The sequence below is a fragment of the Herpetosiphonaceae bacterium genome (genome assembly GCA_036374795.1).
In the GTDB taxonomy this organism is placed as follows: Bacteria; Chloroflexota; Chloroflexia; order Chloroflexales; family Kallotenuaceae; genus LB3-1.
Window position 1 is genome coordinate 40,881 of record DASUTC010000364.1, and the last position, 25,096, is coordinate 65,976.

The following is a 25,096-nucleotide window of genomic DNA, read 5'->3' on the forward strand; positions in this document are numbered from 1 at the left end:
AGAGAGCTTACTCATTATGTCAATCGAAGCCGAATACCGCGCGCGTCATCCACGCTCCGCCGCGCTCTACGACGAGGCGCTCCAGCATTTTCCGAGCGGCGTCACCCACGACGGGCGCTACATGCGACCGTTTCCGCTCGCGATCGAGCGGGCAGCGGGCGCGTACAAATGGGACGTCGACGGCCACCAGTTGATCGACTACTGGCAGGGCCACGGCGCGCTGCTGCTGGGCCACAGCCACCCGGCGATCGTCGCGGCGGTGCAGGAGCAGGCGGCGCGCGGCACGCACTACGGCGGGAATCACGCGCTTGAGATCGCGTGGGCCGCGGCGGTCAAGCGCTGCTTCCCGCAGATCGAGCGGCTGCGCTTCACGGCGTCGGGCACGGAGGCCACGCTCCTGGCGCTGCGGCTGGCACGGGCCTACACGCGCAAGCCGGTGATTGTGCGCTTCGCGGGCCACTTCCACGGCTGGCACGATCTGCTGGCCCAGGACGCCGCCGATAAAGTCCTGCCCGGCACGCTGGCGGCGCTCTCGTCCGGGCTGCTCGTGCTGCCGTCCGCGCTCGACGAGCTTGAGCGAACGCTGGCCGAGCGCGACGACATCGCGGCGGTGGTGCTTGAGCCGTCGGGCGCGAGCTACGGCACGCAGCCGCTCCCCGACGAGTTTCTGAGCGAGGTGCGCGATCTGACGGCGCGGCGCGACGTGCTGCTGATCTGCGATGAGGTGGTGACGGGCTTTCGGGTCGCGCCCGGCGGCGTGCAGCAGCGGGCCGGAGTGGAGGCCGATCTGACGGCGCTGGCGAAGATCGTGGCGGGCGGCTTAGCGGGCGGCGCGGTTGGCGGGCGGGCCGAAATCTTGCAGCATATCGCGTTTGGCGATGCCGCCTGGGACGCCACGCAGAAGATCGTCCACCAGGGCACCTACAACGCCAATCCGCTCTCGGCGGCGGCTGGCTGCGCGGCGCTGGAGATCGTGCGGACGGGCGAGCCGCAGCGCCAGGCGTCGGCGATGGCCCGGCGGCTGCGCGAAGGACTCAACGACCTGTTTCGCCAGCGCCGCCTGCGCGGCTGCGCGGCCTACGGCGATGCCTCGATCGTTCATGTGATACTCGGCGCCGCGAGCGCCTTTCCTGCGGGCGAGCTACCCGCCGATCTCGCGCTGGCCGAGCTCAAGCGCGGCGGCAATCCGCGCTGGACGGCGCTCTTCCGACCGGCGCTGCTCAACCAGGGCGTGGACCTGATGCGCGGCAAGAGCGCCTTCGTCTCGGCGGCACACACGCCCGCCGACATCGACCGGACGATCGCCGCGTGCGACGCAGCGCTCAGCGACGTGACCAACGCGCTGACCTGAGCGCGCCAGCAACAACCTGTCGGCCCGCGTCACAGATTGATCGCGTACAGGTAGGTCAGAATGTTACGGTTACGCGGATTGTGAAAGGTGGCCTCGCGCTGCATGCCGAGCTTCTCTGCCACGCGCATCGAGGCCGTGTGGTCGTGCGGCATGTTGGCGACCACTCGTTTCAGCCCAAGGCGCTGGATGCCGTCGTCCAGACAGGCGCGGGCACACTCCGTGCCGTAGCCCTGCCGCCAGAAGCGATGGTCGATAATATAGCCAAGGTCGTACTCCTGTTGCCCGTTGATCTCGGCCTGAACGATCCCACAATCCCCCATCGGCGCGCCCGTCTCTCGATGCTCGACGAGCATACGACCGATGCCAGCCGTAGCAAACAACTCGATACTGCGTCGGACCCACGCGGCGACGGCATCGGCGGTGAATGGCTGCGGCCAGAAGACCATCGTCGTCGGATCGGTGAAGATCGGCATGACACGGTCAATATCGGCCTCGGTGTATGGGCGAATGATCGTGCGTCGGGTTTCGAGCATGGGCTGCTACGCTCCTTGTGTTCGCCTGTGAGATTAGTCCGCCAGCGCCGGTGGCGGCGTTTTCGGCGTTGTCGGCTGTCGTAGATGGCGCGCGGCCAGAATCGCGCCGAAGATCGCGATCGTCACAAGCGCCGTCACCTGCGCCGCGCGGAGCGAGCCTTCGCACGAGCCGCCGACGCCGCTCAGACACAGGCTATCGGTGCGCAGCCCTTCCACGAAGAAGCGCCCGATCGAGTAGATGATGCCGTAGAGCAGAAAAAGATCGCCCTTGCGCAGCCAGCGCTCGAAGCGCCGCTCGATCGCCAGCAGCGCGATCAGCACAAACACGTTCCACAGCGACTCATATAGAAACGCCGGGTGAAAGCGCGTGGTTTCGACCGGATACTCGCTGGCCGGAAACGCTTCCACGCGAAACCCCTCGTCGATGCGCAGGCCCCACGGCTGCGGCGTCGCCATCGGACGACCGTACGCCTCCTGGTTGAAGAAGTTGCCCCAGCGCCCGATCGCCTGCCCAATTGCCATGCAGGGCGCGCCGAAGTCGATCCAGCGCAGAAAATCGAGGCCATTCCAGCGGGTGTAGATAAACGCGCCGATCACCGCGCCGACGATCGCGCCCTGGATCGCAATGCCGCCCGTGGCCGGATTCATCACATCGAAGACGAGCCAGCGCCAGACGCTACTGTACTGATCTCTCCGTGCCTCAAACATTCCCCACTCAAAGGCGACGTACCAGGCGCGCGCGCAGATGATGCTGGTGATCAGCCCCAGCGCCAGCAGATTCCAGGCATGTTCGGGATCGTGGCCGCGCGCCGCCACGCGCCGCGCGCCGAACCAGGCCGCCAGGATCGCGCCGCCCAGGATACAGACCGCGTACCAGCGGACCGAAAAGAGTCCAAATAGTTCTTTAATCAGAAATTGATCGTCGGGTGGATACATGAGTTATCGGTAGCTCCTCGTACGAAGTTTCAAGTTCAAAGTTTTGAGGCCCTCACCCCCGGCCCCCTCTCCATGCCGGGTGCCCTCAGGGCATGGCGCCCCGGTAGGAGCGGGGCAAGGTACAGCTTATTGTTCTTTGTTCTTTGTTCTTTGTTCTCTCTTGCTCCTTCGCATTGTAGGAGCGCGTCGGCGGCGTGTCAAAGGCGGCGGCGTAGCGCAACAAGAACCCGGACGGATCGGCGATCCATCCGGGGAGATCAACGAGGGCCTGAGCTAGGCGATGGCGCTAGACGGGAACGGATTCGCCGCTACCACCTGCTGATGCTCGGCCCACGCAAAAACATGATGCAGCGCAGCATCCAGCGCCTCGTGCTCGGCGGCGCTCAGCCCGACCGCCTGAGCGTAGCGGGCGGTCGTCGCTGGCGAGATCGCCGCGAGCGACCGGCTCATGTCGGGCTGCTCGTACAGCCAGTCGTTGAATGCCAGCAGCGCGTCTTCTTCCTGCTTCTTGATCCAGGGCTGCGATCGCACGATCGTATGCAGATAATCGTCGATCGCCGCTTCAAGCTCATGCATCGGGCAAACTCCATCGGCCCTGCCCGGCAGCAGCGCAGCCGAGCAGGACATGCGCTCGCTAGCGTCTGCGCCAGCCGGGGAAGCCGGTGATCGCCACCACGCCGGGACGCGGTACCGGATCGCCGTTAAGATTCGGCCAGTGGCTCGTCAGCTTATCGAAGCCGGTCGACTCCTCGCCGGGATGCTGGATCGAGAGGAACATCGTCGTGCCGTCGGGCGTCCAGTACGGCCCCGTCAGCTCGCACTCGTTCGGGCCGGAGGCGAACTGCACCGCCTTGCCCGCGTTGGCACCCTCGGTGGCGAAGAAAAACATTGCGTTGTTGCCCTGGAAGGAGTAGATGCCCTTGGCGATGCGGTTGGACGAAATATCCGTGACCATCCACAGATTGCCGTAAGGATCGAAGGCCAGGTTGTCGGGCGACGAAAAGCCGCTCTGCGGGCCGCCGACAGCGAAGAACTCCCACTGGAAGGACGTTCCTTCGGGATCGTCCTTGTCCTCCATCAGCCGCACGATCTGGCCGTGGAAGTTGCCGTGCGCCGAGTTATTGGTCAGCGCGATATAGACATGGCCGGTGAGCGGGTGAACCTCAAGGTCTTCGGGCCGATCGACGGGCGTTGCGCGCAATGCCAGGGCAGCGGCGCGAGCATCCAGCAGCACATCCGCCTGTCCCCTGAAGAGCGCCGAGCCGTCGGCATTCCTCGCCGTTTGCAGCGCCCTTTGGGTGGCGTAGTCGAGCAGCAGCCACCTGCCGTTCTGGAAATCGGCGACGTAGAGCTTGCCGGTTTCGAGCAGGCGCAGGTTGGCCTCGCGGTTCTTGGGATCGTAGGAGCCGTCGCTCACAAACTTATAGACGCACGAGTCGGCCTTGTCGTCGCCCATATACGCCACCACGCGATTGTTCTTGCTGAGGCGGAGCGCAACGTTCTCGTGGCGGATGCGGCCCATCGCGGTGCGCTTGAGCGGCGTGTGCGCCGGGTCGTAGGGATCGATCTCCGTAACCCAGCCCTGGTGCTCTTTGACGTAGCTGCTGTCCCAGCCGTTGCCGAAGGGCACCGTCACCGGAGCGCCATACTCGTCGACGTTCTCCTCGCAGGTCAGCACCGTGCCCCAGGGCGTCACGCCGCCGGAGCAGTTGCCCACGCTGCCAAAGACCTCGGTCGCGCCAAAGACGCCGGGCGAGCCAGCGGCGGGACCCGTCAGCAGACAGCGGGTGTAGCCCGTCACGCGGCGATTGTGCCGATCTTCGACGAACATCCAGCGGCCATTGCGCTGGCGCTGCACGCGAAAGATCGAGCCGCCGACAGCGGTGCGCTCGATGCGGATCTGCTCCGGCGTCTTGGGACCGCCCGCGTAACCATACATCAGCAGCGGATTGACATACTCGTGGTTGACCCACAGCAGGCCATCCGTGGAGGATTGGCCGCCCTCCGGCCAGTCGATCGGCATGAACGCCGTGAAGTCGGCGTTGTAGCCAAAGGGCTGGTCCTGCGCGATCATATCGCCGTAGATCCGCAGGATGTCGTAGCGGTAGCCGCGCGGCAGCACCAGATCGTCGGCGGTGCTGGGGCGAATAGGTCTGAACGGCGGGCGAGTGTTGGCCGCGCTGCCCCGGTTAGGCCGACTGGGAGCCTCGCCTGGTGCGGCTGCGGCGGTCTGAAGGCTGATCGGCAGGAGGCTTGCGCCAGCAGCGGCCACGCTGCCTTTTAGGGCGGTCCGACGTGAGATGCGCGATTCCAGGAGCTGATGCCATAGGCTGTTGGACGAATCGTTTTCCGACATGATCCCTTCCTCTTTCTGTACTTCGGCACGATGAGGTTTGGCGAGGCTGTCGTACTCAGTATCTCATTCTAAAACAAAATCCCCGTTATGGAAAGATTAAGCAGAATTAATGTGCAGGCATATGGCCTCAGGGCATGGACGGCGACGACGACTATGATACTATTACCGACATTCGGCAGAATATCGTCACTTTTGGATCATCGTATCACCTTCAGATGCCGCCCGTTGCGGTCTGGCTGAAGCTGTCACCTAGGAGATCGCAAACTTGCAGCTTCGTACTCGCTATACACTACCTGAGCAGCGCGTGCGCTATGCTCCGCTGATCGTCCTGTTCCTCTTAGCGCTCGGACTTCGCAGCTATCGTCTGGAGTGGAATCCGATCTGGCTCGACGAAGCCTACGGCTATCAACTGGGCCATCAGGGGATCGGGGGAATCATCGGCAATACGCTGGTCAACGTACATCCGCCGCTCTATACTATCCTTCAATGGCTGGCGTCCGGCCTTGACACCCTTCACTCCGAGTGGGGCTGGCGCTGGCCTTCGGTTGTGCTGGGCGCTGCGACGGTGCCCGTGATCTATCTCCTGGCACGAACCCTCACCGACGTGTGGAGCGCTGTGATTGCCGGTTTCCTGGCTGTGCTCACCCCGACCCACATCTTCTTCAGCCAGGAGTCGCGGCCCTACGCGCTGATCACTTTCCTTGCAGCGCTCACCATGCTGCTCCTACATCTTCGCCTGCGCTACGGCAACCGCTCGCTCTGGGGCATCTACACCGCGCTCTGTATTCTTGGCCTCTGGTCGAACTATAGCTTCGCGCTGATCGTCAGCGTCCAGGTGCTCTACCTGGCCTATAGCCTGCGCCAGTGGCGCTCGCTGCTGATCCATATCGGCCTGCTGACGCTGTTCTTCCTGCCGTTCTTGCTGATCGCGGTCAGCCCCCTGTCGCAGGAGTTGGACAATTATCGAGCCACGCAGCCGTTGACGCTGACGCACACGATCCAGGCCGTGCTTGCCGGAGAGCCGCTGCGCTACAAAGTATTTTGGGCGCATACATGGCTTCCGCTGGTCTTCGGCGGCCTTGCCCTGCTGGGACTACCCGCCGCAGTTCGATCGTGGAGCTCCTCGCCTGCCGCCTACCACTGGCTGCAAGTGCTGCTGCCGCCGATCGGCTTTTTCGGCATCGCCGTGCCGCTCTTCGGGATTATGCTGCCGGTCTTCGAGGCCAAGCAATTTGTCGTGCTGCTGCCTTCGGTCTTCGTCCTGCTGGCGGTCGGCATCCATCGGCTGCGGCAGATCCGCCCGGCCTGGCTCCACGGGCTGGCGCTGCTCGGTATCTGCGCCGTGATCATCGCGGGCAATCTGCTTGCCTTGCAGCGCTACTGGACCATCACCAAAAGCCCGGAAGGGCTGGCCGTACTGGCGCTGCGCGAGCGCATGCAGCCGGACGATGCGATTGTGAGCCTGCATTATTCGGTAGACGCCGTGCTGAGCTTCTACCTGCCTCAGGCCACCGTCTATACCAAGCCAGGGCGGGACGGCGATACCTACCGCTTCTCGCGGTCGCTCTCGATCTTGATCGGCGATCGGCAAAAGATCACCCGGCCCGCGACGGTTGCAACGATTCGCCAGCATCGGCGCTTCTGGCTGCTGCGGCTTGAGGCCGATGACCGGCCACTCATCGGCGATCTCACCCAGGGCTGTACGACCAGCGTGGCCCAGCGGTACGATCCATTTCAACTGCTGCTGGTGGAGTGCCCGTGATCCAAGCTCACGGGCGACGCATCAGGCATTCGAGCGCATTCAAAAGGAGCATCCATGCGTATTCTTGTACTGCACGGGCCGAATCTCAACCTGCTGGGTAGCCGCGAGCCGGATGTCTATGGCCGCATGACGCTGGCGGACATCGACGCGGCGCTGACGCAGCGCGCCACAGAGCTTGGCGTCGCGGTTCAAACGCTCCAATCCAATCACGAGGGCGTGCTGATCGACGCGCTACACCAGGAAGCGCCGCACAGCGATGGGCTGATCATCAATCCGGGCGCGTTCACGCACTACAGCTACGCCCTGCGCGACGCCATCGCCGCCGTCAAGCTGCGGACGGTCGAGGTGCATCTCTCGAACGTGTACGCGCGCGAGCCGTTTCGGCATCACTCGGTGATCGCGCCGATCGCGACGGGCCAGATCAGCGGGCTGGGCTGGCGCGGCTACCTGCTGGCGCTGGAGTGGCTGGTTGTCTCGGCGCAGCCTGCATAAAACCAGGCCGTCTCGAATTAGTTAAGCTGTGGTATACTAGAGCCGCCGTCGTAGGACTACGGTGAGTTTTGTGTTGTTATTTACCGATGTGGTGACGCCCATGCAACATCGTCTCGAACGTCTCCGTCAGGCACTTCAAGAGCATCAGCTCGACGCGCTGATTGTTACCAATCCAATGAATCGGCGTTACCTCAGCGGTTTCACCGGCTCGGCTGGCGTGCTGCTGATCACCGCCGACCGTGCGCTGCTGATGAGCGACTTTCGCTACGAGGCGCAGGCCAGGAACGAAGCGCCCAATTTCGAGTTTCGGCTGGTGACGGGCGAGGCCGCGATTACCAAAGATCTGCCGGGGCTGCTCCACGAGCTAGGCATCCAGAAGCTCGGCTTCGAGGCCGCAACCGTCAACGTGGCGCAGTTCAACGGCTGGCGCAAGGAGCTAGCCTCGGCGGGCGCTCAGGTGACGCTCTACGAGACAGAGGGGCTGGTCGAGCAGCTTCGGCGGAGCAAAGATCCGGTAGAGATCGAGCTGCTGCGCCGCGCGGTTGCCGTCGGCGACGAGGCGTTTGCCGCGATCCGCCCGCTGCTGCGCCCCACGATGCGCGAGCGCGAGGTTGCCTGGGAGCTGGAAAAAGCGATGCGCGAGCGCGGCGCGGAGGGCCTGGCCTTCGACATCATCGTCGCGGGCGGCGATAACGGCTCGCGGCCTCATGCTCGCGCTGGCGACGACGAGCTTGGCGTCGGGCGTCCGATCGTGATGGACTTCGGCGCGCGCGTGGACGGCTACCACGGCGATATGACGCGGACCGTCATCCTGGGCGAGGCAGACGAGCAGTTCTGGACGATCTACAACACCGTCCTGGAAGCGCAGCAGCGCGCTGCTGCGTCGATTCGCGCGGGTATGACCGGGCCTCAGGCCGACGCGATTGCGCGAGACTATATCGCCGCGGCAGGCTACGGCGAGGCGTTCGGGCACAGCCTGGGCCACGGCGTTGGCCTCGCGATCCACGAAGATCCGCGTCTTTCGTATCTGCGCGAGGACATCCTGCCCGCAGGCGCGGTCGTCTCGGTCGAGCCGGGCATCTACCTGCCGGGCTGGGGCGGCGTGCGCATCGAAGATCTCGTCGTGATCACGGAGAGCGGCGTCGAGGTGCTGACACAATCGAGCAAAGATCCGGTCGTGGCAATCTAAAAAACGACAGTAGATTTCTATAATCTCATTTTCAAGGAGCTGAAGAGTCATGGTCGATACCGGCAGCATGAAAAAAGGCATCACGATCATTCTGGATGGTGAGCTATACAAAGTGCTGGAGCATGAGCATAACAAGCAGGGACGCGGCACCGCGAACGTTCGTCTGACGCTGCGCAACGTTCGCAGCGGCGCGACGATCGTCAAGACGGTGATGGCCGGTGAGCGCTTCCAGCAGGCGCGTCTGGAGAACAAAAAGGTACAGTATCTCTACCGCGACGGCGACGATTTCTTCTTCATGGACCAGGAAACCTTCGAGCAGCCCCAGGTCGGCGCCGACATCATCGGCGACGCGGCCAAGTACATGAAGGAAGGGCTGGAGATGGAACTGCTGACCTACGGCGACGAGGTGCTGGACGTGTCGCTGCCCACGGCGGTCGAGCTGACGATCACCGACACCGAGCCGAACTATCGCGGCGATACCACCACCGGCGGCAAGCCCGCGACGCTTGAGACGGGCGCTGTCACGCAGGTTCCCTTCTTCGTCGAGCGCGGCGAGGTCATTCGGGTCGATACCCGCACGGGCGCATACATCGAGCGCGTCAGCTAAATGGTATGAATGCCTGAAGATGGAAGGATAGCGCACGCGCGCTATCCTTTCTGGCCTAACTAACCTGATGAGGAGCTTGCCCATGGCTGATGCGGATCGCAACGACGCCCTTTTGACCGATGAAGTGCGAGATCTGGTCGCACTGATCAAAGATACCGATATTGCCGAGGTGCTGATCGAGCGCGGCGATGCCAAACTGCATATCAAGCGCGCGGTGCCCCAGGCCACGCTCGCGCCGCAGGTCGTGATCCCTGCCCAGCAGGTGCCCACTGCCGTCGTGATGCCTGCCGCAGCCAACGGCACGGTGATGCACGAGAGCGCAGCGGTGCCGGAGGAATTCTCCGGCCACACCGTCACCGCGCCGATGGTCGGTACGTTCTACATGACGCCTGCGCCGAAAGATCCGCCCTACGTGCAGGTGGGCGATGAGGTCAAGCCAGGCGATGTGCTGGGCATCATCGAGGCGATGAAGATCATGAACGAGATCGAGTGCGAGGTGCATGGTCGCGTGAAGAAGATCATCGCCGAGCATGGGCAGCCCGTCGAGTACGGGCAGACGCTCATGCTGATCGAGCTGATGTAGCTCCACGCGGGCGACAAGCACGGCACCTGTCGGCGCGATCCGGCGATCGGCTGGGCGACTCATCGACACGTGATGCTGTCGCCCGCTGCCGCGATGCGCGCTACTGGCAGACGTGCCGGAAGATCTCGCGCGCGTTTATAAGCCACCTCATACGCGGCAGCCGCCGTGGCACCCAATCATGCATATTTTGTCGATTTCTGATCTCACGGACTACCTCACACATATGCTGGAGGCTGATCCGATCCTGAGCGATGTGTGGGTCGAAGGCGAGGTTTCCAACTGGAGCCGCGCGTCGTCGGGGCACTGCTACTGGACGCTTCGTGAGGGCGACGCGCAGCTTCAGGCGGTCTGCTGGCGACAGCAGGCGCTACGCCAGCCGCGACTCCCATCCAGCGGCGAGCAGGTGCTCGTTCACGGGCATGTCTCCTTCTGGGCAGGCAGCGGCAGGCTCCAGCTCTACGTCGATCTGATCCGTCCCGCCGGGATCGGCATTCTGCACGCGCAGGTCGAGGCGCTCAAGCAGCGGCTGGAGGCGGAGGGCCTGTTCGATGTCGGGCGGAAGCGTCCGATCCCGGCGCTGCCACGGCGCATCGGCGTCGTGACATCGCCCAGGGGCGCGGCGCTGCGTGATATTTTGACTGTGCTGCGCCAGCGCTGGCCGCTCTGCGAGGTGATCCTTGCTCCCGCGCAGGTGCAGGGCGAGGCCGCGCCCGAAAGCCTGGTCGAGGCGCTCTACAACCTCTACGGCGTCGATCTCGATCTGATCATTGTCGCGCGCGGCGGCGGCTCGATCGAGGACCTGTGGGCGTTCAACGACGAGGTGGTCGCCCGCGCGATCTTCGCCAGCCCCGTGCCGGTCATTACGGGCGTGGGCCACGAGACGGATACCACGGTGGTCGACTATGTCGCCGATGTGCGCGCGGCAACGCCCTCGGTCGCGGCGGCGCTGGCGACGCCCAACATCGCCGAGCTGCGCAGCGAGCTTCAGACGACGACCGATCAGCTTCATGCGGGTATCAGCCAGCAGGTCGCGCAGGCCCGTGATACGCTGGCGCATACCGCGCGGCGCTTGCAGCGGCTCGCGCCACAGGCGCGGCTGGACCGCGACGGGCAGCGGCTGGAGCAGCTTGGCGCGCGGCTGAAGCGTACGCTAAGCACCAGCCTGGCCTTTCAAACGCTCCATCTGCGCGGCCTGCGCCAGCAGCTCGACATGCTGAACCCACGGGCGACGCTGGCGCGCGGCTACGCGGTTGTTCGGCGGCCCGACGGCACGGTGGTGCTGAATCCGGCCACGGTTGCCGACGGCGACGAGCTGCTGCTTGAGCTACGCGACGGCATGCTTGGCGCGCGCGTCGAACGTGGGATCGAGCCGACCCGTTAAGAGGCAGTTAACCTCTCCCGCAAGTGGAACAGGGACCGATGGACTATGGACGTTGTGGCGTCGGTCGCTAAAGATTCAAGGAGTATCTGTGCCACGAAAAACATCTCCAGCCGGAGACGCAACACCCAGCTACGAGGCGCTTATCGAGCGCTTGCAGCAGGTGGTGGAGCGGCTTGAGACAGGCGAGCTACCGCTGGCCGAAGCGCTGGCGCTTTACGAGGAAGGTGTAGCGCTCTCGACACGCTGCCAACAACTGCTTGACGCAGCCGAGCTACGCATTCAACAGCTCTCAGTTGGCGCGGATGGAATCGACATTGTGCCCTGGACCGACGAGTAAGCACCCGCACCCGGCAGATTGGCATGAGGTGTAGGCCGTGGCTCCGTTATCCGCACAACGTCAAGGCCATCGCACCAATAACAACGGAGTCCATCATGCTGATCGAACACGTTTATCGCTATCCCCGCCGCATCACCTGGCCGCTCGAATTGCTGTGTGGCCTGGCTATTGCCTGGGGAGCGCTGAATGTCGTCCGCACCGCGCTGTTGCTGCTGACAGAGCGCTGGCCGATCGAGCCGTCGATTCTCAAGAAAGCCCCCCAGCTGGGCCAGCTTGTGGCGTGGATGGAGCGCACCGGGCCGCAGCAGCCGACGCTGAGCGCCCTGCTCTCGGCGCTGATCTGGCTGCTGGCGCTGCTTTTTGTGACGCTGCTGCTGCGCAATGCGTTTCCCACGGTGCGTTGCAGCGTGCGCGGCCTGCTGGTCTGGTTTGGCAACGACTGGGTGCCCATTAGCTGGGAGGGGATGCGCGCGCTGCGTGTCACCGATAACCCCGACGGCAAGCGGTTTGTCGTGCTGGTGCAGACCGACGATAAGCAGCTCACGCCCTGGCACCGGATCTACAGCTTTGTGTATCGCTTTGGCTTCAAGCGCGGCTTCTTGATCACCTCCAGCATTCAGGACGGCGATGGCCTGCTCCGCGAGATGATGGAAGAGATCACGCGGCGGCGTAAGCTCGGTGAGAAGCTTGATATCGAGATGGAAGAGGGCCAGCGCTCGCTGCTGTTTGGCCTGCTGGTCAGCCCCACGAGCTTCTTCCGCCGCGCAGCGCCCACCTCCGACGCGCCGATGTTCCAGCCGATCGCGGCGGGAGCGTCCGTCGGTGGTGCCACGCTGACCATGCCCGGCGCGGGCAGCGCGCTCTCTCAGGCGGGACAGCCGCGCGCCGCGACGGTGCCGCAGGGCGAGATCGTGAGAGCGGACTATCCCCGGCAAATGCAGCGGGTTCTGAATATCGTCACCGCGCTGATCGTGGGCTTTGCGCTCTGGCGCTACCTGGACGCCTGGATCACGTTTTTGATCTTCAAGTTTCCATCGCTGCAACAGAGCGCGCTCTTCAGCGGACGCGAGATTGAGCCGCTCGTCTCGGACTGGGGCCTGCTGGTCGGCGCGCATATCGGGCTGGCGCTGGTCGCCGGCGCGCTGCTGCTGATCCGCCATCTCTTCCCGGCGGTGACGGTCGACGGCACGGGGATTATTTTGACGGCGCTGGGACGCTCCCATCGGCTTACCTGGGAGCAGGTGCGCGTGGTCAAAGCGACGGATGTGCGCGACGGCCAGCATGTCGTGCTGATCGAGGGCGATGATACCGCGCTGCCGTGGTATTTCCGCATGGGGCCGTGGCTCTACGATGGCAGCGTTGGGCGCGGCGCGCTGATCTGGCCCGCTATTCAGCCGTTCGAGCCGCTGATGCAGCGGATGGCGCTGGAGCTGACCCGTCGCCAGCAGCCCGATCAGCCGCTCAAGCTCCGCGACGACGCGCCCGGCTGGCTGCTGATGATGGCGGTGCGTCCCGCAGACGCGCTCGATCGGCTGGTGATGCAGTACCAGGACGACGAGGATGCGCCACAGTCGCTCGAAACATCGGCGGTGGTGCGCGCCGGTATTCGCATGCTCTGGTGCGCGGTGGGTCCTGTCGTGCTGCTGCTGACCTACTGGATGATGTACAAGGGCCTGCTGATCTCGGCGCAGGTGCCGATGATGCTGATCATCGCGGTGCTCTGGGGCATGGCCGAGTGGCCGCTGGCCGCGCTGCTGGCCTCGTCGCTCGACCAGATCGTCGGCATCGGCAATAAAGGCTATCAAGGGCTGTACATGTACCCGACGGCGCAACTGCCGCGTCTGCTGCCGCTGGTGCTGGCGATCCTGCTGACGTTCATGGGCTTTCCGAATCTGGCGCTGCTGGCCTGGTTCGGCGGCATCATCTGGTCCGGGATCTTGACGGCAGGGCTGTGGGAGGCGCTCTACAACTGGCGTGGCCTGGCGCTGGTCGGCGGCAGCGCAATGCCCGTGTTCTTCCAACTGCTAACCTTCCTGGGCGTGCTCGTGCTGCGCGGCTAGTCAGCAGCCACATATCAGATCAGCGAGCGGGAGCGTCAGACATTGGCGCTCCTGCTGCTTTTTGGAAAGGCTCGCATTGGCGATCCGAGGCGGAAAACGAGCGAAAAGGCCGTTGCGCGGCGCGTCTCCTGCCTGCTACACTCATGTAGTGGAGAGCTGCCACAGCCGATTGAAACACCGCGAGGAGGCAGGCATGGCAACACACATCCGTCCTCTGCTGACGGTGGCCGATCTAGAGCTGATGCCGGATGACGGCAATCGCTATGAGCTATTGGAAGGAGAGCTTGTCGTGTCGCGCGCGCCGCGCCTCACGCATCAGCGTGTTTCGGGCAACATCTTTGCCTTGATCCGCGCCTATCTTGAGCAGCACCCGATCGGCGAGGTGTTTGCAACAGCCGGCGTCATGTTCGATCAGTTTAGCAGCGTGATCCCCGATCTGGTCTTCGTGAGTCACGCGCGACAGGCGGAGATTGTCGTCGACGATCGTTTTATCGGCGGGCCGGAGCTGGTGATTGAGATTCTATCGCCGGGCGAGGACAACGCGCGCCGGGATCGCGTGACGAAACGGCAGATTTACGGTCGCTTCGGCGTCGATGAGTACTGGATCGTCGATCCAGAGCAACAGATCATTGGGGTATATCAACTGGACGATACAGTGCTTGAGCTTCGGGTAACGGTTACGCGGCACGATGCGCTGATGTCGAACGTGCTGCCCGGCTTTCTCTGTCGAGCAAGAGATATGTTCAGGCGCTAAGCGCAGAATACACGCCAGAGTCATACCGTTGACGCAGCCTAGCTCCCCAGCCAGATCCGCCCAGAGAGCGCAATCGCCGCCAGCGGCAGCACAATCAGCCAGCAGAACCGCAGCGCCACGTTGAGCGTCCGATGCACCGCCCCACCGCGCAGGCCACGCCCGATCAGCGCGACCGCCAGCGCCAGCCATAGCTTGAGGCCAAGCTGCTGCCACCAGATCAACTGCGGCGCGCTCACAAACGTCGTCGCCACCAGCGCGATCAGCAGCACGCCGCGTAGATTCTGCGCCCAGCGCGCGACGCCGATGTCCTCCGGCAGCAGATGCGAGTCGGCATCGCCCAGGCCCAGGCCGCTCTCGCCGTTGAACGGCTGCCAGCCAGCCGCCGGAGGCAGCGCCAGCAGCGCGGCCAGCGCCCCCAGCAGCAGCGGCCCCAGGTCGAGCAGATCGCGGCCCTGCCAGTTCAGCCCCACCAGCACCGCCACCCACAGCGCCACGCGACCGCTAACGCCGATCTGTGCCTCACGCACGGCAGCGCGGCTTGCCGCCGGTAGCGACGACATCAATCCCGGCAGCAGCGCCACCAGAAAGCTCGCCTCGGTAAACGCCCACAGCCGCCAGAGATCTTGATTCGGCAGCGGCGCGAACGGGCTGGCAGGCCACGGCAGCAGCCCCAGCGCGATGAAGCTGAGCACGATCGAGAGCGCGTAGGGCAGCGGCCCGACGCCACGCAGCGCCAGCCAGGTCTTGCGGATCGCCTGGCTGCCGCGCGCCGAGCGACCAAGCGCGGCGATCAGCACCAGGGCTACAAAGCTGACCCAGAGCAGGCCGGGATAGACCAGCAGTTGAAAAAGCGTCTCCATCGCGCTACGACTCCACCAGGCGCGGCTGCCGCGCCGACTCGATCAGCGCCTCGACCACGCCATCGACCAGCGGCGGACAGCCGTCGACCTTGCGCCGCGCCTCGATATCGGGCAGCGCCGCGATGCCGCCCTTGCCGAAGGGATGCCCGTCGATCGCGCAGCGCCCGACCGCGACCAGCGGCAGGCGGCCTTTGATCTGTGAGGTATAGATCGCCAGCAGCGCGTTGCGCGTGGCAGGCGGAATACTGCCCGTTAGCGCGACCACATCCGCCGCCTGGGGGGTTGCGGCCCACGCCAGATCGGACGATCCCTCGACCGCCGCCCAGACCTCTGCGGCACACGCGCCACAGTCCGCCGCGCAAAGATGAAAGACTCGTACAGCTCGTGCCATCGTTCGCCCCCTACTGGCTCAGAAACGCAAGCGCGCGCACCGTCGCATCCAGCCGCGCGACGATAGGCTGCGGCCACAGGCCCACGACCACACTGCCGAGCAGCAGCGCCAGGATCAGCGCCAGCAGCGCGCGCGGCGCGTACGGCACTCCCACCGTCGTCAGGCGCTCGATGTCGTCCGAGAGCAGGCTGCGCGTCGTCGGTAGATCGCGGGGCTGGAGCAGCACGCGGCGGAGGAGCTTTGCCCCGGCAGCGCCGCTCAGCACCAGGCTGATCGCGACGATCAGCGCAAGCGGCCAGCCCCGCTCCTGGCTCGCGGCGATCAGGAGCAGCTTGGGCAAGAACCCGCTGAACGGCGGCACGCCCAGCAGCAGCAGCACGCCGAGCAAAAACGCCACCGCCGCCAGCGGACGCTCGCGCAGCGCCCCGGCCTGCTCGCGACGGCCAGGCACCGGCTGCTCCAGCAGCGCGAGGCCAAGCGTCAGCAGCGCCACCGCAAGCACATGATTCAGCGCGCCGATCAGCGCCGCGCTCACGCCGAGCGTCGTCGTCATGCCCAGCCCGATCGTCAGCAGCCCGGCATTCGCGATCGTCAGAAAGGCGATCACCCGCCGCACGCGAGCCGCGCCCAGCGCCAGCGCGCTGCCGAAAAGCGCCGACAGACCGCCCAGCCCCAGCAGCAGCCGCTGCCCCCCGGTGTTGCCGACGATAAGCTGCGGCTGCGTTTGCAGCGCCACCAGCAGCACCGGCAGCGCAAAGATCGTCAGCAGCCCGACATGCACGAACATCGTCGTGGGCGGCGCTTCATCCAGCATATCCGGCAGCCACAGATGGAACGGGATCAGACCCAGGCGGATACAAAAGCCTGCTACCAGCACGCCAAAAATCGCGCGCGTCAGCGTCGGGCCGGTCGTCGCAAGCTGCTGCGTGTAGGCCGTCGCCAGGATAAAGCCGATCAGCAGCAGCAGGCCGCCCAGCGCCACCAGCAGCGTGTACTTGACCGCCATGCCGAGCGTCTGGGGTCTGAGCAGCGTCGGGCTATGCAGCGGCTGATCGATCAGTTGCACGCCGCCGATCAGACTCGCCAGCAGCAGCAGCGCCGCCACCAGGAGCGGCTCCTGAATGATCAGAATTGCCGCCCCCAGGCTGAGGATCAGCAGCAGCATCGCCACGAAATGCTCGCCGTGGGCCACGAACGTCGCCGCCAGCATCGTGATCAGCGCGCTCAGGCAGAATGTCGCCAGAAAAAGCTGGCCCAGCTCGTTATAGTTGATGCTGACTCCCAGCAGTTGCGCGGGCTGATCGATCGGCGCGCTCAGCGCCAGCCACAGCTCTGCCGCAACCGTCGCCGCGCCAGCCCAGCCGACCAGCTGGCTCTGGCGGCGGAGCACGAAGCTGCCGCCCGCGATTGCTAATGGAAACAACATCAAAAGCAAGTATGTCATCGAAATCTACATTCTCGATCAAAACGGGCGTGAGTGAGCACTCACGTTCGATCAGCGCCGCTCGAACAGGCTGCCCAGATCGAGCGTGTGTAAGCGCCCGTACAGCAGCCCGCTCAGATAGGCCACGATCAGCGCAAACATCAGGCTCAGCAGCTCAAGCAGCCCGATGTGCAGCACATTGAGCCGCGCCGCCACGCCAAAATACAGCAGCTTGGCGCTGCTCATCGCCAGCAGCAAGCCTAAGCCCAGCTTGAGCGCGTCGTTGGCGGTGATCAGCACCAGCAGGCCGCACAGCAGGCTAAAGGTCCAGGCCGCGTCGAGCGACCGATCGCGCGCGACCGGATACGCCTGGCCCAGCAGCCAGGTCGCGATGCCCGCCAGCAGCACCGCGCCGATCGGCACGACATAGCCGCTCCAGCGTCCGGTCATCTGCGCCCGCTGCTGACGCGATCGGCGCGCCGATCGCCGCAGCTCCATCAGCGCAAACTCGTCGAGCTGCTCGGTGTTGTACTCGCGGGTAAAATTCAGCGCCGTCACAAACAGAATCAGCGCCACGCTCGCCGCAGTGACGATCTCGACCGCCAGCAGCAGCGCGCGGCCCGTCGTCGCGGCGAAGAGCGCCGCCTGGTACATCAGCGCGATCCGGCACAGCTCGGCAGCCAGCAGCGTCGGGATCGAAACGCGCCACTCCTCGATCACCACCAGCAGACCGACCAGCAGCAGAAAAACAATCAAGAGAGCAGATGCTACAGTCATAACCTTATGTCGCCAACAACAAGACGCTGATCAGGCTCACCACGACGATCGCTAGATAATACTGGCGCTCCAGCGCGTGCAACGGCGGCGTCAGGCGGTCGCGCTGCTCGCGCAGCCAGATGCCAAACGTGCGGCCCGGAGGCTGATCAGGCACGACCAGCGGCCACAGGCTCGTGCGCAGCGCCGCAAAAGGCAGCGTCCAGCCCGGCTCCTCGTCCAGCGGCTCGCCGCCGGTAAAGTGCGGTATGGGACGCGGATAGCGCAGCGCGCGGTTGATCACGCCGAACAGGCCAAGCACCAGCACGGCCAGCAGCCCGGTCGTCGCCAGCGACTCGGACGGCGGCAGTTGCGGCTGCGCCACGCTTGGATCGCCCAGCATCCACTGCCAGATCGCATCGGGGACCAGCCCGCCGAGCAGCAGGCCGCACATCAACGCCAGGGGCCAGCCGCCGCCCGCCTGATCGACCGCCGCGATCGGCGAGCGGAAGGCGGGCCGCCGAAAGAACGCGACCAGCGTCGGCAGGAAGCTCAGCGCCAGCAGCGCGGAAGCGCCCAGCAGCACCGCCGGAAGCCAGGGCGGCACCGCCAGCAGCAGCACGACTCGGCGCAGCGCATAGCCCAGCAGCGGCGGCAGGCCAGCGGCGGAGGCAGCCGCCAGGCCGTACGCAATCCCGGCGCGCCGCAGCGGACGCGGCAGCGGCGGCAGCGCGGCAAAGTGATCGGTGCGCGTCACTCGCTCGAACTGCCCGATCGCCAGCGCGATGCTCGTCGCCACGACCGCCGTATGCGCCAGCAGCCCGGCGGCGATCGGCCCTGCCGCTGGCTGGCGCGTGCCAAAGCAGATCGCCAGCAGCGAGAGCTGCGCGACCACCTGCCAGTTGAAAGCATCGCCGATGCGTCGGGCCGTCAGCGCGCTGACGGCTCCCACGATCAGACCGGCCACGCCGAGCAGCAGCAGGCTAAAGCCCGCTTCCAGCGACCACGCACCCGCCGTAGTCGTCGCGTAGCTGACCAGCAGGTAGCCACCGAGCAGCGGCAAGCCCAGCGCCGAAACCGGAGCGCGCACCAGCAGCGGCGCGGTGGGCGCGATCGCCCAGCGCGGCGCAAGGCCGATCAGCGCGGCGCAGGCCAGCAGCCACACGGGCGCGCTGATCGACGCGCCCAACAACTGCGGCGTCAGGCTCAAGATAAAGAGCACCAGCGCTCCCAGCAGCAGCGGCAGACCGGCAAAGGTCGCCTCACGATTATGCGCCATCGTCACCTGCTGCATGATCGTGCCGCCGAGCCAGGCCACGCCCAGCCCGATCAAGGCGCCAAAGGTCGGCGCGCTATACGCCGTCAGCAGGCCGCCCAGCAGCAGCAGCAGCAGACCGGCAAAGAGCAGGCCGAATGCCCGCGTCGCGCGGCCCAGCGTCCAGGCCAGGCCACCGGCTGTCACCGCGCCGCTCAGCAGCAGGATCGGCCCGAAGAAACCGGCCAGGCCGCCTGTTGTAAAGCGCGTCGTGAGCGGCTGCCCGCTCAGCGTGCTCCAGACGAACGTCAGCGGCTCCTGCGCGGGGAGCATCATCTGGCCGCCAACGGCCAGGCCAAGCGCCACCACAATCGCGCCGAGAGCAACCATGCCCTGCACGAACGCGCGGACACGATCGTTGAGCGCCCAGACCAGCAGGGCGGCAGCCAGAAGCACCAGCAGCGGACTTAGCGGATACAGGGCCACAGCTCAATCCTCAGCACATGTCGTACACGCGGCGACCGACGCGATAATGATCGCGGCGTTCTCCACAAGCTGGCCCGCCAGCAGCGCCCGCCAGACCAGCCGATGCGGCATGCCGCTCGTCTCGATGCGAATCGTGGACAGTTGCGTGCCGTTGCTCTCGATTGCATAGCGCAGCGGGCTGGCCGGGGACTCTACGGCGGCGGTGCCGCTTCCCGGCGGCAGCGACTCCAGCGCCTGTCCCTGCCACTCACCCTCAGGCAGGGCTTCGAGCATCCGCAGCACGAGCTGCAAGCTATCGTAGGCCTCAAGCAGCAGCACCATCACCCGCGCGTAGGTATCGCCGCCGGTCTGCATCACCTGCGCGGGCTTGAAATCGGCGTACGCGGCGTAGGGCTGGTCCAGCCGCAGGTCGCGGGCGATGCCTGAGGCACGACCGGCAGGCCCGGCCAGACCAAAGGTTTCAGCCGCCGCCAGTTGCAGGCTGCCCACTCCGACGACGCGCCGGGTAAACGCCCGGCGGCGAATCGTGCGGTCGATCAGGCGATAGAGCACGTCGGAGGGACGCTTGAGTAGGCGCTGCATGGCTGCGCGCTCCTCGTTGGTCAGATCGACCTGCACGCCGCCGGGCCGCGCGAAATCGATCACCAGCCGATGGCCCGTAAGCCGCTGCATCGCAGCCAGCACCCACTCACGCAGCGCAGCGAGCTGCCGCTGAATCTGCGAGAGTCCGACGAGTTCAAAAACGATTGCGGCTTGCTGAAGGTGGGATGCGGCGCGCTCTAGCTCGGCGGCCACGGTGCGCAACATCTGGGCGCGCGGCGGCACGTCCAGACCAGCCAGCGACTCAAGCGCCATGGTCCAGGCCAGCGCGTGATGGTGGGAGTGAACGCCGCAGATGCGATTAATCAGCGGGTAGCTGCGAGCAAGATCAGCGCGACGGATACGATCGATCGTCGAGCGGTCGCTGTAGCCGTCGCGGTGCTCAATATCCTGAATGAAGTCGCCCTCGGCCCGCAGCACAAAGCGCTGCGGCGTGCGGAGCGCGACATGAAATGGTCCGAGTGGGAGCAGATAGCTCAAATCACATCTCCAATCGGGCCGCGATTATACCACGCCGCCGCGCCAATAGCGAATATCCGCAACCGTCACCGATCTGGAAGCGGGGCGGGCTTTACAGATCGACGGCAAATCCGTATAGTACCCATCATCCTCGATCGATTCCCAGACGCACAGGAGGTACGCTATGTTGAAGCGGTATGTACTGGCCGCACTCGTCGTCGGCTCCCTCGGAGCAGCGCCACTGACGAGCCACGCCGCAGCCTATTTTGACGGCGGCGGCACGATTGGCTCCGGCACCAGGAGCGACACCGTCAGTTGTAACGGCATGCTCGGCTCCGGCACCTGCGGCAGTATGGCATTCCTCGATGATCGCGGCTATTTCGGCTCTGGACACTAAACCCGCGCACAATGCCTCGATCAAGACCACGCCCCTGGAGTCGATCCGGGGGCGGAGCTTTATCGATTGTCGCATCGCGCGCATGCTGCTACAATCGAGGCTACCGGCTTCTTCACCACCGCGAAAGACAGGCTATGCTCTACGTTATTTTCAACCCGCATGCCCAGAAGGGCCATGCCGCGCAGCGCGAGCAGTCCGTCCGCACGGCTTTGCACAACGCCGATCTGTCCTTCAAGCTCGCGCGCACCGAGTATCCAGGGCACGCTCAACACCTCGCCGCCGCTGCCGCCGATCAGGATCACTACACCGCAATCGTCGCCGTGGGCGGTGATGGCACGATCAACGAGGTGGTCAACGGCTTGATCGGCTCGTCGCTGCCGCTGGGACTGATCCCGATCGGCACCGGCAACGATCTGGTTAAGATGCTCGAGCTGCCGTCGAATCGACCGCTGGTAGCGGCAGAGCGTCTGCGCCGTGGCGCGCTGCGCCCGGTAGATGTCGGGGTGGCGAATGGACGGGCCTTTATCAATGGGCTGGGCTGTGGCTTCGATGCTCAGGTTGCGGTCGAGAACCAGCGTCCGACGCGGCTGCGCGGCTTCGCGGTCTATCTGGCGGCACTGCTGCGGGCGCTGAAGCACTATCAGTCACCGCCGATGCGCGTCTGCTTCGACGGACAGACGATCGAGCGGCGGATGCTGCTGACCACCGTCGGCAACGGGCGCTGCCACGGCGGCGGCTTCTGGGTCACACCCGACGCGCGCATCGATGACGGCCTGTTCGACCTGTGCCTCTGCGACGCGCTGCGGCTCGATGAGATCGTGCGCTACATTCCCAAGGTGATCAGAGGCACGCACACCCGGCTCAAGCAGGTGCGCATGGCTCGCGCAGCGCACGTGACGATCGAGTCGGTGACGCCGGTGCCGGTGCATGTGGACGGCGAGATCCTGGGCACGGCGCTTCAGCAGGTGGAGGTCGAGATCAGGCCGGGCGCGCTCAATTTGCTGGCCTGACGCCCGGCTGCTCGGCGTAGCCGCCCGTCGGCGCGACCGCCACGCTGCCGCTCGGCTGCCGCCGCCGCGCCAGCTCAGCCAGCGTGTGCTCGTGCTGCTCCCTGGTGATCGGAAAGCGATACACCAGGAACACGCCCGCCAGCAGCAGCAGCGCCGGAAGCGGCCCCACCAGCAGCCGGATCGCAAAGAGCGTGCTTGCGGGCTGCTCGATCGGCGTGGTCACGCCCGGCGGCGGCGTGATATAGCCGGTCACTTCGAGAATCTGCCCGATCAGAAAAAGATTGAGCGCCAGGCCCAGCTTTTGCAGCAGCACAAAAAAGCCGTAGTACGCGCCCTCGCGCCGCTGCCCCGTCTCTAGCTCGTCCAGCTCGATCACATCCGGCAGCATCGCCCACGGGATCAGATAGGCCGTCGCCACGCCCACGCCCGCCAGCAGCCCCAGCGTGATCGGCACCCAGCTCGGCCAGCCGGGCTGCACCGCGTACAGCCCCAGCAGCACGGCGATCCAGAAGACCATGCCCCGGTAGTAGACGCCTTTTTTGCCCACCGTGCGGCTCGCGCGCGTCCAGATAAAGAGCCAGATCAGCGCGCTGCCCTGCACCGATAGGATCACCCGCGGCGTGAGATCCGGCCTGCGCAGCCAGTAGGTCAGATAGTAGATGATCACGGTCTGCACGGTTTGCAGCACCAGCCACGACAGCAGATAGATGCCGGCCACGTAGCGGAAGGCACGATTGCCGAAGGTGATCTTGAGGCCGGTCCAAAACGGCAGCTCAGGAGTTTCTTCGGCGGTGTGGCGCTCGTAGGTGCCCCAGAACGCAAAGAAAAACGGCAGCGTCGCCAGGATCGCCCAGATCAGCGCGGAGACGGCGTAGCCCGCCTGCTCGCCGCCGCTTGGCCGGATCGCGCCGACGATCACCGGATGCAGCACCGCAGCGATCAGGCCGCCGCAGATCGAGAAGGCGAAGCGGTACGAGTTGAGGCTGGTGCGCTCGTCGTAGTCCTTGGTCAGCTCAGGCGTCAGCGCGGTGTACGGCACATTGACGGCTGTAAAGGCCGTGTCGAGCATCAGCGATACGATCAGGTAATACCAGAATTTGCCAGCGGCGTCCCACGGCGGCACCAGAAAGAGCAGAAAGAAGCTGAGGCCGAACGGGATCGCGCCGAACAAAAACCAGGGCCGTCGCCGCCCCCAGCGCGTGCGGATGCGATCCGAGAGCGTGCCGACGATTGGATCGTTGAGCGAGTCCCAGATTTTGTTGACCAGCAGGATCGTGCCCGCGACGGCGGGCGAGAGCCGCGCGACATCGGTCAGGAAGTAGAGCAGAAAGAAGCCCATGATCGACGAGGCAATCGCCGGTCCGACATCGCCTGCGCCGAACGCAAGCTTGGTGATCAGCGGCACCTTTTCGGTCGTGGTGGCGGGTGGTTGCATGGTCGGACCTCGGACGCTTATGGCTGAATGGAGATAGTGAGAAGCTTATCCTTGCTTAAGTGCCTGTAGGATCGTTTGCACTTCTGCTTTGAGGATCGTAAGATCGTTTGTTGCGGTGAGCCAGACGGCTTGAACATTTGAAATAGTGGTGAATGAGCTTATCCCGCATACCAGCAGTATCACGCCAAGGAATACGAGCATAGCGATCACGTAGCTCTGGTGATACTCGCTTGACCGCTTCGCCAATAATTTCGATCTGCCCGATAACACCATCCTGCACAAGGCTTTGGCTAGTAAAAGTCGTCTCATCAATACCTTGCAGGTAATGTTCAACCTTGGCGATAGCATCTAGGATATGCTGAAGATAGATGGAATCACCTTGCATCATACACCACCTGCAAATCACGGAGGACATGATCGCGCAGATAGGGATGGAGTGCGTTTTCGGTGACAAGATCAACTGGCTTGCCGAGCGCAGTAGCAAGTTCTCGTTCTAAAGCTACAAGTGTGAGCAGGCTTTTCGGCTTTGCGAACCGCACAAGCAGATCAATATCGCTCTCTGGCGTTGCCTCGCCCCGTGCTATCGAGCCAAATACGCCTACCATGACGACATCATTCGCCCGGCAAATTCCAACTAACTTGGCTGTATCAAATGGTAGTACGGCCATACGAGCGCTCCTGTCACCAAACTCTAGCACGAAAATCGCCGGGATGCTATGTGGCAAGATCTATAACCTCCCGTGCCAGCGCGACGATCCGCTCCGCACGTCGGGCGTAGGTCCACTGCTCCGATTGCAGATGCGCCGCCCGGCCCATCTCGTCACGGCGCGTAGGATCGGCGGCCAGCTCGGTGAGCGCGGCGCACAGATCGGCGACATCGCCCCGCCGGATGAAGCGCGCCGCCCGCTCGTCGATCACCTCGCGCAGCGCTGGCAGATCGACCGAGATGATCGCGCGGCCCATCGCCATGTACTCGAAGAGCTTGAGCGGCGAGGCCGTCACGTCGGTTACGGTGTCGGGGATCGCCAGTACGTCGGCGGCGGCCAGATAGCGCGCGACCTGCGCCTGGGGCTGCGGCTCGACCAGCAGCACGCGCCCGGCGATGCCCAGCGACTCGGCCTGATCGCGCAGCGCCGCAACCTCACGCGGTCGCCCGCCGACGAAGACCAGCCGCGCATGGGACAGCCGCGCGTCGGCGAACGCCTGCACCAGCCGATCCAGGCCGCGATGCGCGAAGGTCATGCCCGCGTACACGATCAGCATGGCATCGGGATCGAGGCCCAGCGCCGATCGCGCCGCCGACCGCTCCTGCGGCTGATACACAGCGGCGTCGAAGGCGTCGGGGATGACCGCGCTGCGCCGTGGCTGCCAGCCGATCCGCTCAAGCTCGCGCAGAAAATGCTGCGTCAGCGAGACGACCGCCGCGCTTTGTGTCAGCGCCACCCGATCGAGCAGATGCAGCAGGCCCTCGGCCCAGCGCTCCTTCGCGCGTGAGGGATTCGCCGTCTCCCAGTCGTGCGCCTCGTAGATCACCTGCGCGCCGTAGAGCCGCCCCAGCAGCCCGGCCCACCACGCCGCGATCACGATCTGCCGCACATAGATCACATCGTAGCGCCGCCCGCGCAGCCGCTCCAGCCACAGGTACCACAGGCACATCCAGGCCCAGGCCGAGTGCTCAAGGTAGTA

26 protein-coding genes are annotated in these 25,096 nt (G+C 64.9%); 12 read left to right on the forward strand and 14 right to left on the reverse strand.

Annotated elements, in window-relative coordinates; all coding sequences use genetic code 11:
* Positions 1 to 16: 16 nt before the first annotated feature.
* Positions 17 to 1,351, forward strand: a complete 1,335-nt coding sequence (locus VFZ66_29345; protein HEX6293322.1) for an aminotransferase class III-fold pyridoxal phosphate-dependent enzyme — start codon at positions 17 to 19, stop codon at positions 1,349 to 1,351.
* Between the two features lie 29 nt (positions 1,352 to 1,380).
* Here the strand turns inward: VFZ66_29345 and VFZ66_29350 are convergent, their stop codons facing one another.
* The 4 genes from VFZ66_29350 to VFZ66_29365 all read right to left on the reverse strand — a co-directional run bounded on the left by VFZ66_29350 (position 1,381) and on the right by VFZ66_29365 (position 5,176).
* Positions 1,381 to 1,884 carry a GNAT family N-acetyltransferase gene (locus tag VFZ66_29350; GenBank protein ID HEX6293323.1) on the reverse strand — a complete coding sequence of 168 codons (504 nt, stop codon included), beginning with the start codon at positions 1,882 to 1,884 and terminating at the stop codon, positions 1,381 to 1,383.
* Between the two features lie 33 nt (positions 1,885 to 1,917).
* Positions 1,918 to 2,820, reverse strand: a complete 903-nt coding sequence (lgt, locus tag VFZ66_29355) for a prolipoprotein diacylglyceryl transferase (protein ID HEX6293324.1) — start codon at positions 2,818 to 2,820, stop codon at positions 1,918 to 1,920.
* Between the two features lie 273 nt (positions 2,821 to 3,093).
* Positions 3,094 to 3,396 (reverse strand): hypothetical protein, encoded by a 303-nt coding sequence (locus VFZ66_29360; protein ID HEX6293325.1) that lies wholly within the window; start codon positions 3,394 to 3,396, stop codon positions 3,094 to 3,096.
* 58 nt (positions 3,397 to 3,454) lie between these two features.
* Positions 3,455 to 5,176 (reverse strand): PhoX family phosphatase, encoded by a 1,722-nt coding sequence (locus VFZ66_29365; protein HEX6293326.1) that lies wholly within the window; start codon positions 5,174 to 5,176, stop codon positions 3,455 to 3,457.
* A gap of 265 nt (positions 5,177 to 5,441) precedes the next feature.
* Between VFZ66_29365 and VFZ66_29370 the strand changes: the two genes are divergently transcribed.
* The 9 genes from VFZ66_29370 (at position 5,442) to VFZ66_29410 (ending at position 14,341) form a co-directional block, all read left to right on the forward strand.
* Positions 5,442 to 6,938, forward strand: coding sequence for a glycosyltransferase family 39 protein (locus VFZ66_29370; protein ID HEX6293327.1), 1,497 nt, complete (start codon positions 5,442 to 5,444; stop codon positions 6,936 to 6,938).
* A gap of 54 nt (positions 6,939 to 6,992) precedes the next feature.
* Positions 6,993 to 7,430 (forward strand): type II 3-dehydroquinate dehydratase, encoded by a 438-nt coding sequence (gene aroQ / locus VFZ66_29375; protein ID HEX6293328.1) that lies wholly within the window; start codon positions 6,993 to 6,995, stop codon positions 7,428 to 7,430.
* 100 nt (positions 7,431 to 7,530) lie between these two features.
* Positions 7,531 to 8,619 carry an aminopeptidase P family protein gene (locus tag VFZ66_29380; protein ID HEX6293329.1) on the forward strand — a complete coding sequence of 363 codons (1,089 nt, stop codon included), beginning with the start codon at positions 7,531 to 7,533 and terminating at the stop codon, positions 8,617 to 8,619.
* Between the two features lie 49 nt (positions 8,620 to 8,668).
* Positions 8,669 to 9,226: an elongation factor P gene (gene efp / locus VFZ66_29385; protein ID HEX6293330.1), complete on the forward strand. Its 558-nt coding sequence runs from the start codon at positions 8,669 to 8,671 to the stop codon at positions 9,224 to 9,226.
* Between the two features lie 82 nt (positions 9,227 to 9,308).
* On the forward strand, positions 9,309 to 9,809 hold the full coding sequence (gene accB / locus VFZ66_29390; GenBank protein ID HEX6293331.1) for an acetyl-CoA carboxylase biotin carboxyl carrier protein: 501 nt from the start codon (positions 9,309 to 9,311) through the stop codon (positions 9,807 to 9,809).
* 178 nt (positions 9,810 to 9,987) lie between these two features.
* On the forward strand, positions 9,988 to 11,190 hold the full coding sequence (xseA, locus tag VFZ66_29395) for an exodeoxyribonuclease VII large subunit (GenBank protein HEX6293332.1): 1,203 nt from the start codon (positions 9,988 to 9,990) through the stop codon (positions 11,188 to 11,190).
* Positions 11,191 to 11,278: 88 nt separating this feature from the next.
* Positions 11,279 to 11,527, forward strand: a complete 249-nt coding sequence (gene xseB, locus VFZ66_29400; protein HEX6293333.1) for an exodeoxyribonuclease VII small subunit — start codon at positions 11,279 to 11,281, stop codon at positions 11,525 to 11,527.
* A 95-nt stretch (positions 11,528 to 11,622) separates the two neighbouring features.
* Positions 11,623 to 13,587: a hypothetical protein gene (locus tag VFZ66_29405; GenBank protein HEX6293334.1), complete on the forward strand. Its 1,965-nt coding sequence runs from the start codon at positions 11,623 to 11,625 to the stop codon at positions 13,585 to 13,587.
* A 193-nt stretch (positions 13,588 to 13,780) separates the two neighbouring features.
* Entirely contained in the window at positions 13,781 to 14,341 is a 561-nt protein-coding gene (locus VFZ66_29410; GenBank protein HEX6293335.1) for a Uma2 family endonuclease, read from the forward strand.
* A 38-nt stretch (positions 14,342 to 14,379) separates the two neighbouring features.
* On the opposite strand, the gene VFZ66_29415 is transcribed toward VFZ66_29410, so the two are convergent.
* Genes VFZ66_29415 through VFZ66_29440 form a run of 6 tightly spaced genes read right to left on the reverse strand, consistent with a single transcriptional unit; the run spans position 14,380 to position 20,589 of the window.
* A complete protein-coding gene (locus VFZ66_29415; protein ID HEX6293336.1) occupies positions 14,380 to 15,201 on the reverse strand; it encodes a hypothetical protein in 822 nt (273 codons plus the stop codon).
* A gap of 4 nt (positions 15,202 to 15,205) precedes the next feature.
* Positions 15,206 to 15,592 carry a hypothetical protein gene (locus tag VFZ66_29420; GenBank protein ID HEX6293337.1) on the reverse strand — a complete coding sequence of 129 codons (387 nt, stop codon included), beginning with the start codon at positions 15,590 to 15,592 and terminating at the stop codon, positions 15,206 to 15,208.
* A 10-nt stretch (positions 15,593 to 15,602) separates the two neighbouring features.
* Positions 15,603 to 17,036, reverse strand: a complete 1,434-nt coding sequence (locus VFZ66_29425; GenBank protein HEX6293338.1) for a proton-conducting transporter membrane subunit — start codon at positions 17,034 to 17,036, stop codon at positions 15,603 to 15,605.
* A 51-nt stretch (positions 17,037 to 17,087) separates the two neighbouring features.
* Positions 17,088 to 17,771, reverse strand: a complete 684-nt coding sequence (locus VFZ66_29430) for a hypothetical protein (GenBank protein ID HEX6293339.1) — start codon at positions 17,769 to 17,771, stop codon at positions 17,088 to 17,090.
* A gap of 25 nt (positions 17,772 to 17,796) precedes the next feature.
* A complete protein-coding gene (locus tag VFZ66_29435) occupies positions 17,797 to 19,509 on the reverse strand; it encodes a hypothetical protein (GenBank protein HEX6293340.1) in 1,713 nt (570 codons plus the stop codon).
* Positions 19,510 to 19,512: 3 nt separating this feature from the next.
* Entirely contained in the window at positions 19,513 to 20,589 is a 1,077-nt protein-coding gene (locus VFZ66_29440) for a hypothetical protein (GenBank protein HEX6293341.1), read from the reverse strand.
* Between the two features lie 163 nt (positions 20,590 to 20,752).
* Between VFZ66_29440 and VFZ66_29445 the strand changes: the two genes are divergently transcribed.
* Both VFZ66_29445 and VFZ66_29450 read left to right on the forward strand, forming a co-directional pair.
* A complete protein-coding gene (locus tag VFZ66_29445; protein ID HEX6293342.1) occupies positions 20,753 to 20,965 on the forward strand; it encodes a hypothetical protein in 213 nt (70 codons plus the stop codon).
* A gap of 134 nt (positions 20,966 to 21,099) precedes the next feature.
* Positions 21,100 to 21,975 carry a diacylglycerol kinase family protein gene (locus VFZ66_29450; GenBank protein ID HEX6293343.1) on the forward strand — a complete coding sequence of 292 codons (876 nt, stop codon included), beginning with the start codon at positions 21,100 to 21,102 and terminating at the stop codon, positions 21,973 to 21,975.
* On the opposite strand, the gene VFZ66_29455 is transcribed toward VFZ66_29450, so the two are convergent.
* From VFZ66_29455 to VFZ66_29470, 4 genes are all read right to left on the reverse strand, one after another.
* A complete protein-coding gene (locus VFZ66_29455; protein HEX6293344.1) occupies positions 21,959 to 23,410 on the reverse strand; it encodes an MFS transporter in 1,452 nt (483 codons plus the stop codon). The genes VFZ66_29450 and VFZ66_29455 overlap by 17 nt on opposite strands.
* Before the next feature lie 55 nt (positions 23,411 to 23,465).
* Complete coding sequence (locus VFZ66_29460; protein HEX6293345.1) at positions 23,466 to 23,798, reverse strand: DUF86 domain-containing protein; 333 nt, start codon at positions 23,796 to 23,798, stop codon at positions 23,466 to 23,468.
* Positions 23,785 to 24,078 (reverse strand): nucleotidyltransferase family protein, encoded by a 294-nt coding sequence (locus VFZ66_29465; protein HEX6293346.1) that lies wholly within the window; start codon positions 24,076 to 24,078, stop codon positions 23,785 to 23,787. The genes VFZ66_29460 and VFZ66_29465 overlap by 14 nt, the downstream gene beginning before the upstream one ends.
* 46 nt (positions 24,079 to 24,124) lie before the next feature.
* The coding region (locus VFZ66_29470; protein ID HEX6293347.1) for a glycosyltransferase family 4 protein at positions 24,125 to 25,096 on the reverse strand (972 nt) is incomplete at its 5' end.